Genomic DNA, 13,200 nt, shown 5'->3' with positions numbered 1-13,200 from the left:
CCCCGGACACTACTCATCATCTTCGAAGTGATTCTGCACAATCCAATACCATTCAAACGTGGAGTTTCAGCGTGAATAAACAGGGATTCACTACCCGTCAGGTCCATGCCGACCGTGTGCTTAACAAACCAGCTGATGGCACCGTACATACGGCGACTACCAATTCTGTACTTTATGCCTTCGATGATGCGCAGGGCATCATTGACGTGTTTCAGGGCAAAGTTCTCGGCCACGTTTATTCTCGTTCGTCTTCGCCATCAATTGCTTCATTGCAGAATATTCTTAATGAGCTTGAGGGCGGTGTAGGGGCGGTGTGCTTTGCAACGGGTATGGCAGCCATCAGTGGGACGTTATTGTCTCTCTTAAAAGCCGGTGACCATATTATTATGAGTCAGTACCTGTTTGGTAATACCCGCTGCTTTGCCGACACCATGGCCGATTTAGGTATTCAGATTAGCTTTGCGGATGTGACATCAGTAGACGATGTAAAAGCGCTCTATCAACCGAATACCCGTGCCGTGTTTTCCGAAACGGTTGCGAACCCGGCAACACAGGTGGCAGATGTACAGGCCATCGGTCAATTCTGTAAAGAAAAGTCGCTGTTATTTATTCTTGATAATACCATGACCCCGCCGCCGCTGTTTGATGCCAAAGCCGCCGGTGCCTCTATGGTGATTTCTTCGCTGACTAAGTATGTATCTGGTCACGGGAATGTCCTTGGTGGCGTAGTAGTCGATTTAGGTACTTTCGACTGGACGCAATTTCCAAATATCAAATCCAATTACCAGGTGGCAGATACCGCGCAATGGGGTTTGATGCAGGTGAAGAAGAAAGGGCTGCGCGACATGGGGGCGACACTTGCACCATCGTCAGCTGTTACCATTGCTACAGGCTTGGAAACGTTGGCGTTGCGCATGAACAGAAACTGTGAAAACGCCATGAAGTTGGCGACTTTCCTGGATAATCATCCGTTAGTCGAGAAAGTGCATTATCCGGGCTTGTCTGAGCATCCTCAGCACTTTATTGCCCGCGAAATTATGCACGGTGGCTACGGTGCAATACTTAGCGTAGATTTAGTCGACCGTATCAGCCCACGTAATTTCATTAATGCCCTTCAGTTGGTGATTTGTGCAACGCATCTTGGCGACAATCGCACACTGGCGCTACCCGTTGCCTCAACAATTTTTTATGAGAATGGACTGGAAGAACGCCAGAAGATGGGTATTTCCGAAGGTATGATTAGACTGTCTGTTGGTATTGAAGAGACCGATGATCTGGTTAATGACTTTAAACAGGCATTCAGCAAATTTTCTTAATAGAACGGTTTAATTCAGTGGCGTGATGACACTATCGTGCCACGCTGCTCAGATTTGTAAATATGTGGTTATTTTAGAAGCTATATTGCTACAACTCTGTTAAGCTGATTTCAGCAAGTAAGCGGATAATCGTTTTTCTCGTTTGGCGTTTTGGCGAACTTCGATACCGGGTGATGTTTGATAGTCCGCTGCTTGCTTTACTTCTCTTAATTCTTATATTTTATTCTCATTCTATTTCAACTACTTAAGAAAAAATTCAGCCCAAAATGAGAAATATTTCAAAATTTTTCTGATAAAATTGAACTAAAGAATAATACCATTGACTAAATTAATGCAGTTAGCAATTAACGTTAAGGGAGAGCTTAACAGCTTATAACGTTACCGCTAAAGTGTGTTCCAAGTTGAGTGTGCTTGATTGCCCCGCAGATTCTGCGGGGCTTTTTTATGGGCGATGCAAAGGGAATTACATGGCCGCTTCGATATCGGCAACCAGTTCATCGTCGGAAGGTTTCACGCGACTGCCATAATGCTTAACAATTTTTCCGTTTTTATCTACCAGGTATTTATTGAAGTTCCAGCTTGGCTCTTCACCCGTTGCATTGGTTAACATGCGATAGAGTGGGTCCTGATCGTCGCCGGTCACAACGGTAGGCTCGAACATGGGAAACTTCACACCGTACGTCAATTCACATAATTCAGCGGTTTTTCCTTCATCGTTGGCTTCTTGGTTGAAATCGTGCGAGGGAAATCCAAGAATCGCAAAATTCTGATCTTTATACTTATCATACATTGCCTCAAGGCCTTCAAACTGTGGCGTGAAACCACAATAGCTTGCAGTGTTTACGATAAGTAACGCCTTGCCCTGGTATGCTTCACAGAGGTTGACGGTTTCCTGGGAGTTCAGTTTACGCTTTACGAATTTAAGTACAGAAGGGCAGGAATCTGCAATCGCTGACCCTGAAAGCATGGCGAGCGTGGCGAACAAAAGTGTTTTTTTCATAATATCCTCAATGATGTGAAGGAAGTGTCGCACAGTCTCAGCAAAGCGGAAACCGCTGTGGCGGTTGGGTTGACTAACCCGACTTTACACCGTTAGGCTGGGATGATCTCACAAGTTAATTCGATGAATCCCGCTGTCGAACATGGCTTGTTGCGTATAATTAACCTGCTTATAAATAACATACTAAAGACAGATCTATAATGAAAAAAATGTTAAGCCTCGTAATTGCAGCTACTTTAGGTGGCTCGCTCTCTGGTTGTGCGTCTACGACTAGCGAAACACACCCTGTTGCTACTTCTACCTCTGTGCAATCGCCAGCACCGGCTGCAGTGGTCAATCCTATTGTTGAAAATACGCATTCTGACGACACGATTACCCTTAAGAAAATTATGTCTGATCCGCAGTGGATGGGACGTTCACCCAGTCGTCCTGGATGGAACCTAGATGGCAGCAAACTGGTGTATGAACAGGAGCGTGAAAATAGCCATTTGCGTGATGTGTATACCGCGTCTATTAATAATCCTGGCAATGCTGAGCAAGTACCACTTTCAGAGCAGTATCTTTATCGATTCGATGAGAAGACCACCAATGCTGACGGTACCGTTACCGCATTTCGAGTTGGCGACAGCCTGTTTGTGAAACGCAACGGTAAACCGCTTGAACAGTTAGTACGTGGCGGCGAGTCGTTGCGTGCGTTACGTTTTATGACCGATGGTCGACTGATGTTCTCAGCAGGTTCACATATCGTCGCCATCGATTTAGACAACGGTAAACGTGAACAGCTTATGGAGTGGAAGTTTGCAGATAAACCCGAAGCGGTATCTGCGCCGAACGATTACATCGCAGAAGAACAGCTTTCGCTCATTCGTTACCTTGATAAAAAGCGCAAGCAACGTCAGGCTTCCGCTGACCGCACTGAAACCCTTAAGCAAGTCAGTCCGGCATTTGTCGCTGAGCCTGTTTATTTTGACAAAGGTGACCGGTTGGTCACGGCATCGGTATCGCCAAATGGCCAATATGCTGTAGTAGTGACAACGAAAGATGTGCCTTATCGTGATGACACTGACATCATGCCGCACTACATTCAAGAAGATGCACGCATCAAACCGGTTCGTGCCCGGGCACGCGTGGCTGATGTAAAGTCGACTAATCACGATGCCTGGCTGGTGGACCTGAAAACCAATAAGAAAACGAAACTGTCTTATGTGAGTCTGCCTGGCTACAACGATGATGTGCTGGCTGCTGTAAAAACAGAAAATGCCAAAGCCAAAGGCAAGGACTACCAGGTTAATCGTTTGCCTCGCGACATTACCCTGATGAGCAGTTGGGATGCCAACAACCCTTCTGTGAGTTGGAGTAATGACGGCAACGGTTTAGCGCTCATGCTCGAAGCCTGGGATAACAAAGATCGTTGGATTGTTACCGTCGATTTTGACAACGCAAAGCTGGTCACGCAGGAAAGGCTTCACGACGATGCTTGGATCAACTATAGCCACAATAGAATGGGTTGGTTGAATCATTCTAATACCTTGTATTATCAGTCGGAAAAAGATGGCTATTCGCATCTTTATGTTCAGCAACCTGGCCAAACCGCACGCCAATTAACTGCGGGGAAATTCGTAGTCGAAGACCTTACCTTGTCTGACGATGATAAGTATGTTTATTACCGTGCAAATAAGAAACATCCTGGAATCTACGAAATTTACCGCGTGAACGTAGAGACCGGTGCCAGTGAAGCGCTTACTGAACTAAACGGCATGACGGATTACGTGTTAAGTCCGGATCAACAAACATTACTGTTGACGCACAGTAAGGTTAATCGTCCACCAGAGCTGTATATAAAGAAAGTGGGGCAAACCGCCGCAGCGAAAAAAATCACCGATACTATTAGCGACGAGTTCTTGTCTATGCCTTGGGCAACGCCACAAGTGGTCGCCGTTCCATCCAGCCATACTGATCAGCCCATATACGCCCGCGTATATTTGCCCAACGACGCTGCTTCGATGAGCGAAAATGCAGGCGCGAAAAAACGTGCCGTGGTGTTTAACCATGGTGCTGGTTATTTGCAAAATGCTCACCTTGGATGGTCGGGATACTTCCGCGAATACATGTTTAACAGCATGCTTGTGCAGCAAGGCTATGTGGTGATGGACATGGATTACCGCGCCTCTAAAGGCTACGGACGAGACTGGCGCACCGCGATTTACCGTCAAATGGGGAAACCCGAAGTAGAAGATCTTAACGATGGCGTTAATTGGCTGGTTGATAATGCCAACGTCGACCGCGGAAGAATTGGTACATACGGTGGTTCCTATGGCGGTTTCCTGACCTTTATGTCTATGTTTACCGATCCTGATTTGTTTGCAGCTGGTGCAGCGCTACGTCCAGTTACTGACTGGGCTCACTATAACGCGCCGTATACTGCAAACATCCTCAATACGCCAGATGTCGATCCACTCGCATTTGAACGAAGCTCGCCCATCTACTTTGCTGAAGGGCTACAGAATCCATTGCTGATCATATCTCCTATGGTCGATGACAATGTGTTTTTCCAGGATTCTGTTCGTTTGGTGCAGCGCCTTATCGAGCTAGAGAAGCAGAACTTTGAAACGGCGATATATCCCGTAGAGCCTCATGGTTTTGTACAACCAAGTTCTTGGTTAGACGAATACCGTCGGATCTACAAATTGTTTGAGACAAATCTGTAATTCACCGCACCCAGGATAGCTGATGTCGATGACAGCTATCCTCTTCACCTCTGTCATCTGTACACCATCCCCTGTTCGCGTTAACGTAGTGTTGAAGGATAAAAACACTATAACGACAATAATTTAACGAACAGGTAACGGAAATGAATCGTTTCAAGACCCTTCTATCTGCATTGATAGTCAGTACCACCACCACGACCACTGCGCTTGCACAGGATAATCAACTCACCGCTGAACAAAAAGCACAGGGATGGATATCGTTATTCGATGGAAAAGCCCCGACGGCATGGCGTAATTATCAAAAGAGCGATATTCAGCCAGGTTGGGTAGTCGAAAACGGTGCGCTTAAATTGGAAAAAGCCGGTGCAGGGGATCTCATCAGTAAGCAGGCATTTGGCGACTTCGACCTTTATATCGACTGGAAAATCAGTGAAGCTGGCAACAGCGGGATTTTCATTCTGGCCGATGAAAAAGGAAAAATGATTTATTCCCATGCGCCAGAAATTCAGATATTGGATAACGAAAAAGCCCACGACAATAAAATCGATACCCATCTTGCAGGATCTCTCTACGACATGGTGGCCGTGCATTCATCCGCGTTAAAACCCGCTGGCGAGTGGAACACCGTGCGGATAAGGCTGCAGGATAAGTTGCTACAAATTTGGCAAAACGATGTCATGACCACCAATGTGGTTCTCGGCACCTCGACCTGGGACAATCTAGTTGCAGCGAGTAAATTTGCAAACTGGAACGGGTTTGCGGCCAACGAAACGGGGCATTTAGGTCTGCAAGACCACGGCAATGTTGTGTGGTTTAAGAACATGCGTATCAAGGAGCTGTAATCATGGCGAATACAGGTTTCCAGGTACTGGTTGTTGGGTCTGGTGCTGGTGGCGCCATGGCGGCTTACGAGCTTACGCGCCAGGGCATCAAGGTATTAATGCTCGAGGCAGGCCGTGATTACAATCCCCGTGCTGAAACGCCCATGTTCAATCGCAATGCCGATGCACCGCTGTTGGGCTCGGGTAATAAAGATAAAGATTTTGGTTTCTACGATGCCACCGTAGACGGCGGGTGGTCTGTGCCAGATGAACCATACACCATGGATGAAGACACCGAATTCATGTGGTGGCGTGCAAGAATGCTGGGTGGCAGAACTAATCACTGGGGCCGTTTCTCTTTGCGTTTTTCCGAGCATGATTTTAAGGGCAAAACCCGTGATGGTCATGGTGCTGATTGGCCTTTCGAATACCAGGATATTGCAAGCTGGTACGACAAAACAGAAACCTTGGTGGGGGTGTGTGGCGCGAACACAGGCCACGAGGATATGCCAGACTCAGCGCCGGGTGTACTGCAGCCACCCCCTAAAGCGCGAGTAACAGAATTACTGGTTGCGGCGGCTGCCGGTAAAGAAGGTATTCGCATGGCACCCATGCACCGTGCGGTGCTAACCCGTGCTCAGGATATACGGCAAAAATGTCTATACGCTACCTCTTGTGGACGTGGCTGTTCAATTGGGGCGGCCTTTCAAACAACCACATCACTCATTCCCCTAGCAAAAGCCACCGGAAACCTTACTGTCATCACCGATGCCATGGTGCGGGAAGTACGCACTGATGATACTGGAAAAGTGATCGGCGTAACTTATGTGAATAAATCCAGTGGCGAAAACGTTGCGCTGGATGCCCCTGTGGTTATATTGGCTGCCAGTGCCTGTGAATCAGCCCGTATTATGTTGAATTCACGTTCTGATAAACACCCAGCCGGGCTGGCCAATTCAAGCGGTCAGATTGGACGAAACCTGATGGACTCAACCGGTGCCAATCTTGGCGCATATATCCCCGCGTTGCGTAATCGCCCTCGCTACAATGAAGATGGACATACGTCTAACCACCTGTTTATTCCTTGGTGGGGACACGATGCACAGGCGAAAGGTGAGCTTGATTTTCCACGTGGGTATCACTTTGAAATAGGGAGTGGCTTTCGCGAGCCCGGCGCCTGGGTAGCCGGTGATTTTCAGGGGTATGGTGTCGAAGTGAAAGAAGAAGCACGCGCTGCTTATGGTAGCTATATTGGCTTCGCACTTCGCGGTGAAATGCTGCCCAACGACGATTGCTACATGGACATAGACGAAACCGTAACGGATAAATGGGGCATTCCGGTTGCACGCTTCCATTGGAAGTGGTCGGAAAATGAAATTAATCAGGTTCGGCATGGTTTGGAAACGGCGAAGAAAATTCTCACCAACATGGGCGCCGAGGTAGGCGCGTTGCCTGATCCCGAAGAGGCGATTTTGAAAGGGGGGCAAATCATTCACGAAGTGGGTACTACGCGAATGGGTGACGATCCAACAAACTCAGTGACCAACCAGTGGGGGCAAACGTGGGATTGTGACAACTTGTTTGTCATGGATGCTGGCGTATTTGCATCGAATCCTCATAAGAACTGTACGTTGACCATTATGACACTGGCGATGCGGAACGCAGACTGGCTGGCTAAGCAAATCAAGCAGGGAGCAATGTAATGATGGGTGATAACACGAACAAAAATCGACCCTACGCGCCTTCAATGACACGTCGCGATTCATTGAAATGGATGGGTATAATGGCGGCGAGCGTGGCGTTACCTGGTCTCAGTGCATGTTCATCGGGGGCAGGGCAAGCCAAGCAGGTTGGTACTACAGCCGGACATTGGCCAGAGTTAGCGCTCAAACCAGTAACAGCACCGGGATATGGAAAAGATCCTGATCTTATTTCTCCTCCGTCACAGATTTGGCCGCGCACGCTTTCTGCTGATCAGTTAAACGTTGTGGCCATTTTGTCTGACTTAATTGTACCAGCAGAAGGAGAGTATCCCTCTGCCACACAAGTGAAAGTACCCGACGTGATTGATGAGTGGGTAAGTGCGCCTTACGCTTCTCAACAGCGAGACCGTGAGATGATTTTACCGCTTTTAACCTGGCTAAATGATGAGGCAGTCATTAGAGGTGGTGAGTCATTTGTCGCACTTGCGCCTGAGCTACAACGTTTAATCTTAGATGATATAGCGACACTAAATGCGCAAACCCCTGCGGCGTTTGAACGTCCCGCTCAGTCATTTGCCCGTTTACGAGCACTGGTACTCGCGGGGTACTTTAGTTCGCCACAGGGCACAAAGGATATTGGTTACCAGGGCAATGTTGCCATTGCCGGTGATTATCCTGGCCCTAGCGATGAGGCCTTGGCGCATATTAATCAAGTGATTGATGAACTTGGATTGTCGGCTTATACCTGGACAGACCCCGCTTAACTCGTCATCAACGTGAACGGCGGGCGGGGATTATCATTAGCACAAAAATGATCATCCCCGCTATTGCTCCGTATAGATGCGCATCGACTGCTACTGTGGCATCTATCAGCGACGCCAGTTCGTCTGAGCTTCCATAAACTTGTTCATAGCATACTTTTAATAGCACACCTGCCAACAACAGAAAGCCTGACTTCATGCCGGCGCGAATGTCCATACAGGCGCCCCAGATAAACAGGCCATGAAGGGCGCCAGACAAACCCGCATACCAAATTAAGCCAGGGGAGAAAAAGTAAATGCCCACGCTGGTGAGTACTGCGCACCACAAGAACACTTTCCAAAAGCGAATAATACGGTAGTGCTGACTATGTAGCAGATTGAGCAGGAGTAAACCGATGAGATTCAGCAGCGTATGATAAAAGTTAGTGTGGACGATGTTTGCGGTAAGGAGACGCCAGGTTTCCATACCTTCAACAGCGTAGCGATCGTAAGCGAGCCATTGTCCTGAGAGGGGTTCGAATGCCTGTGCGAGCAGTGCAATCAACGCAAGAAGGACAGGACCGCCATAAGCAGTAATGAATTGTTTGGATTTATCTGTCATGGAGTTTTGTAGTTTTTGTCATTAAGTCGCTATGATACAGAAAACTCACTACAAATTGCCTGAATTTTTAAGGGAGTGTACCCAATGCAATCCATTCTTAGTCATTTTGACAACCACGTACTGACACTCAGTTTTAATCGTGCTGATAAAAAAAATGCATTGACAAGAGAAATGTATCAGCAACTTGCTGATGCGCTTATCGCTGCAGAGCAAGATCCCGAAGTCAAAGTGATTTTACTGAAAGGTGAGGGAGACGGTTTTACCGCTGGAAATGATATAGCTGATTTTGCCCATCGCAATGAAGGCGATAATGTTGCTGAGGTGGTGGCTTTCATGAACGCCCTTTGCGCATGCTCTAATCCCGTTATAGCGCAAGTTCATGGCGTTGCTGTTGGCATTGGTACTACCTTATTGTTACATTGCGACCTGGTATACAGTGCGCCAGAAAGTGTTTTCTGCCTGCCTTTTATTAACCTTGGACTGGTTCCGGAATATGCATCAAGTTACATTCTGCCGCGCATCGCGGGCAAACGTAAAGCCAGTGAATGGTTGATGCTCGGAGAAACGTTTGGGGCGCAGGAAGCTTGTGATTATGGTGTGGTTACAGGCATTGTGCCTGCAAACCAACTTGATGAGCACGTAAGCAACGTGTGTAAGAAGTTGGCGCAGAAGCCGTCGTTTGCCTTAAAGCAAACCAAGCTACTTATGAACAACGAGCACGATGCCATACAACAGCAGATCAGCACTGAATTAGATATTTTTCTCGAAGCCCTTGGGTCTGAAGCGGCCAAAGAAGCCTTCGATGCATTCATCAATAAGCGTCCTGTAAACCGGGACAAGTTCAAATAAACCCAGAGGAAATCGAACATTGAAGTTTAGTCAGGGAATCCTTGCAACGACAATTAAAGTCGTTTGTTTATCCGTATCACTTACCGCGACTTCTTATGCGGTAGAGCGCAATGAGCCTGAGGCTGCAACTGGTTTCGAGCAGAAAAAGGCGCATATTGCTGAAGATTATATGGTTGTTGCTGCAAACCCTTATGCATCCTGGGCAGGTAAAAATATTATTGAAAAAGGTGGATCGGCCATCGACGCTGCGGTAGCCGTTCAGGCCATGTTAACGCTGGTGGAGCCACAGTCATCGGGGATCGGTGGCGGTGCATTTATTCTGTACTGGGATAATAAAACCAAAACACTGCATACCTTCGATGGGCGCGAGACTGCGCCTGCCGCCGTATCTCCATACTGGTTTTACGAAGGCAAAAAGCCAATGAGCTGGATTGAGGCTGTGGTTGGCGGTAAATCAGTGGGTGTTCCTGGCGCCCTTCGCGCTTTGGAAATGGCGCAGATAAAATTTGGTAATCTGGAATGGAAAGAGCTGTTCGACGATGCTATTAACACCAGCGCCAATGGATTTCGTGTTTCTGCACGTTTAGCACATCTGGTTGCTCTTGAAAAACATCCGGGACTCAAGACCTTTCCTTCCAGTGCGACGTATTTTTATCCGGCAGGTAAGCCTCTGCAGGAAGGCATGATTAAGAAAAACAAATCACTGGCGGATACGCTGACGCGTATTGCTAACGACGGTGCAGACTATTTTTATGAAGGAGCTGTGGCTGAAAAGATCGCTAAAACGGTAAACAGTGCGTCTATTAACCCTGGTCAAATCACACCGGAAGATATTGCCAGTTACAAGCCATTGGAGAAAAAGCCAGTGTGTGGTGAATACCGCGATCACAAAATTTGCGGTATGGCACCACCCAGTTCCGGTGGCGTGAATGTTTATCAGATCATGAAGTTGCTTGAAGGGCAGGATATTGCTGCGTTAACACCTGACAGTGCAGCTTTTGCCAATTTGTTTGCTCAAGCCAGTGCACTCAGTTTTGCTGACCGCGAAATGTATATTGCAGACAGCGATTTTAACGATATTCCATTTGCCTCCCTTATTAATGCACCGTATTTGAAGCGACGGGCAGACAGTATTGGCGCAGACAAATCCTGGCGAAAAGCGAAAGCCGGTAAGCCTTATACCAACGCAAATGTACATTTGGGTATGAACCGCGAGCAGCCTAATACCAGCCATTTCTCCATCGTTGACAAAGACGGCAATGCCATTTCCATTACCACCAGCATTGAATTTATGTTTGGTTCGGGCTTGATGGTCGAGGGTTTCCTGTTGAACAATCAGCTCACTGACTTTTCATTTAACCCAGATATCAACGGCTGGCCAGTTGTTAACCGCGTAGAGCCTGGTAAGCGGCCTCGCAGTGCAATGAGCCCCACCATGGTGTTCGACGATAATAATCAACTGGAACTGGTTGTGGGTTCTCCCGGCGGTAGTCGTATTATTGATTACGTGGCGCAGACGCTGTTTGGTGTATTAGACTTTGGGTTGGATATTCAACAAGCTATTAATCTGCCGCGCATGACCAACCGCAATGACTATACTGCTCTTGAAGCAGGTACTCAGGCTGAAAGCTTGAAACCGGCGCTGGAAGCGTTAGGGCATGATGTAAAAATCATGGATCTCAACTCTGGCCTGCACGGAATTCAGGTTAAAGACGGTAAACTTATTGGCGGCGCCGATCCTCGTCGTGAAGGGGTGGCCGTCGGCCAGTAATTACATAAAATGATCCGGGGCGATACGGTCAACCTTCCATTGGCCGTCTTCTCGGATCATATTCACTGTACGTAAATCTTCCACTTTATCATCGCCGTACATGCCGCTAAAAAATAACGTCACGTTGGCGCTTTCTGAAAACTCACTGCGTCCTACACCATTACCACCTTGAGGGGTTATCGTAACGGTGTCATATCGCAAATTTACAATGTAACGTTGCACGTTACGATTGGTGCGATAGCGCTTAAGCATTCTAGCCATGCTATCTGAACTCAGTTCTATGGCTTTTGAAATGTTTTTACCTTCGTAAATACTTTGCATAAAGGTGAGGGCGGCATAATCAGGGGTATTCTCGTCCATCATGCCATAACGACCAAGTCCTTCTTTCTTTTCACCACAGGCGCACAGCACAATTGCCAATAAACTGATAAGCGTAAATCGGCTGAGGGTGAAATGGGTGATTGTCATAATAATTCCGGTATTTATAAATGCTACAAGTAAAAATAGCAGAAAATAATGACAAAAAAAAAGCGAGGTGTGAACCTCGCTTTTCTATTTAATTTACAAATGCTTACTGAACTTCTTCTTGATCGCTGAATTCACCGGCGAACAATGGGCTACTCAGGTAACGTTCGGTACCGCTCGCTAACAGAACAACCACAATCTTGTCTTTGTTTTCTGGCTTTTCAGCGAAACGCTTCGCTGCAACCACGGCCGCACCTGAAGAGATGCCTGCCAGAATACCTTCTTCTTTCATCAGGCGGTGGGTCATTTCCATACATTCTTCGTTGGAAACTTGCTCAACTTCGTCAATTAAGTCTAAGTCCAGGTTACCTGGAATAAAGCCTGCACCAATACCTTGGATTTTGTGTGGCCCAGGTGTGAGTTCTTCTCCATTTTTCGCCTGTGTGATGACAGGAGAGTCTTTAGGTTCTACCGCGATAGAGGTAATGGCTTTACCCTGGGTGTTTTTAAGGTAACGACTAACACCTGTAATAGTACCGCCGGTACCTACACCAGCAACAAACGCATCGACTTTACCATCGGTGGCGTTCCAGATTTCAGGACCTGTAGTTTTCTCATGAATTGCCGGGTTAGCTGGGTTGTCGAACTGCTGCAGTAATACATATTTCTCAGGATCTGATGCAACGATTTCCTGAGCGGCTGCCACTGCGCCTTTCATACCTTTAGGTGCTTCTGTGAGTACCAGGTTTGCGCCCAGTGCTTTAAGCAGTTTGCGGCGTTCCAGACTCATGCTGCTAGGCATGGTTAGTGTCAGTTTATAGCCACGTGAAGCGGCAACAAACGCAAGTGCGATACCGGTGTTACCACTGGTAGGCTCAACAATCTCTTTTCCTGGGCCGAGTACACCACGTGATTCTGCATCCCAAATCATGTTCGCGCCGATACGGCACTTAACACTGAAGCTCGGGTTACGCGATTCGATTTTGGCATAAACATTACCACCAGTAACACGATTAAGTTTAACCAGAGGCGTGTTGCCGATAGATAAAGAGGCGTCGTCAAATACTTGCATTATTATTCCTTAAGTGTTTAAAAATACCTGCAGACAATTTTTACGGGAATCAGTGTAGATTCAGCATCTTTCCCGTACAGGTTTTTGCGTACAGTTATATAATTGGTGTCATTCTGCAAAATGAAAAGTGCTT

General features: G+C 47.3%; 11 protein-coding genes. 7 read left to right on the top strand and 4 right to left on the bottom strand.

Annotated elements, in window-relative coordinates:
• Positions 1-71: 71 nt before the first annotated feature.
• On the top strand, positions 72-1,316 hold the full coding sequence (locus ACXAFQ_RS17710) for a cystathionine gamma-synthase family protein (RefSeq protein ID WP_474824730.1): 1,245 nt from the start codon (positions 72-74) through the stop codon (positions 1,314-1,316).
• 463 nt (positions 1,317-1,779) lie between these two features.
• Here the strand turns inward: ACXAFQ_RS17710 and ACXAFQ_RS17705 are convergent, their stop codons facing one another.
• Positions 1,780-2,316, bottom strand: a complete 537-nt coding sequence (locus ACXAFQ_RS17705) for a glutathione peroxidase (protein WP_474824729.1) — start codon at positions 2,314-2,316, stop codon at positions 1,780-1,782.
• Between the two features lie 200 nt (positions 2,317-2,516).
• Here ACXAFQ_RS17705 and ACXAFQ_RS17700 point away from each other — a divergent pair, with 200 nt between their 5' ends.
• From ACXAFQ_RS17700 to ACXAFQ_RS17685, 4 genes are all read left to right on the top strand, one after another.
• The gene (locus ACXAFQ_RS17700; RefSeq protein WP_474824728.1) at positions 2,517-5,024 is read left to right on the top strand and encodes a prolyl oligopeptidase family serine peptidase; all 2,508 of its coding nucleotides are present in this window, start codon (positions 2,517-2,519) and stop codon (positions 5,022-5,024) included.
• 143 nt (positions 5,025-5,167) lie between these two features.
• Positions 5,168-5,866 carry a 3-keto-disaccharide hydrolase gene (locus tag ACXAFQ_RS17695; protein WP_474824727.1) on the top strand — a complete coding sequence of 233 codons (699 nt, stop codon included), beginning with the start codon at positions 5,168-5,170 and terminating at the stop codon, positions 5,864-5,866.
• Between the two features lie 2 nt (positions 5,867-5,868).
• Positions 5,869-7,548, top strand: coding sequence for a GMC family oxidoreductase (locus ACXAFQ_RS17690; RefSeq protein ID WP_474824726.1), 1,680 nt, complete (start codon positions 5,869-5,871; stop codon positions 7,546-7,548).
• A complete protein-coding gene (locus tag ACXAFQ_RS17685; RefSeq protein WP_474824725.1) occupies positions 7,548-8,312 on the top strand; it encodes a gluconate 2-dehydrogenase subunit 3 family protein in 765 nt (254 codons plus the stop codon). The genes ACXAFQ_RS17690 and ACXAFQ_RS17685 overlap by 1 nt, the downstream gene beginning before the upstream one ends.
• Positions 8,313-8,319: 7 nt before the next feature.
• Here the strand turns inward: ACXAFQ_RS17685 and rrtA are convergent, their stop codons facing one another.
• Entirely contained in the window at positions 8,320-8,910 is a 591-nt protein-coding gene (gene rrtA, locus ACXAFQ_RS17680) for a rhombosortase (protein ID WP_474824724.1), read from the bottom strand.
• Between the two features lie 84 nt (positions 8,911-8,994).
• Here rrtA and ACXAFQ_RS17675 point away from each other — a divergent pair, with 84 nt between their 5' ends.
• On the top strand, positions 8,995-9,759 hold the full coding sequence (locus tag ACXAFQ_RS17675) for an enoyl-CoA hydratase (RefSeq protein ID WP_474824723.1): 765 nt from the start codon (positions 8,995-8,997) through the stop codon (positions 9,757-9,759).
• A 52-nt stretch (positions 9,760-9,811) separates the two neighbouring features.
• A complete protein-coding gene (ggt, locus tag ACXAFQ_RS17670; protein ID WP_474824804.1) occupies positions 9,812-11,530 on the top strand; it encodes a gamma-glutamyltransferase in 1,719 nt (572 codons plus the stop codon).
• On the opposite strand, the gene ACXAFQ_RS17665 is transcribed toward ggt, so the two are convergent.
• Both ACXAFQ_RS17665 and cysK read right to left on the bottom strand, forming a co-directional pair.
• Entirely contained in the window at positions 11,531-11,998 is a 468-nt protein-coding gene (locus ACXAFQ_RS17665) for a nuclear transport factor 2 family protein (RefSeq protein WP_474824722.1), read from the bottom strand.
• Between the two features lie 103 nt (positions 11,999-12,101).
• A complete protein-coding gene (gene cysK / locus ACXAFQ_RS17660) occupies positions 12,102-13,067 on the bottom strand; it encodes a cysteine synthase A (protein ID WP_070127737.1) in 966 nt (321 codons plus the stop codon).
• Positions 13,068-13,200 lie beyond the last annotated feature (133 nt).

Source organism: Alteromonas sp. ABH2_165, assembly GCF_056159945.1.
Note: the sequence above shows the minus strand (reverse complement) of the source record. Positions and strands in the feature narration are given on the sequence as shown.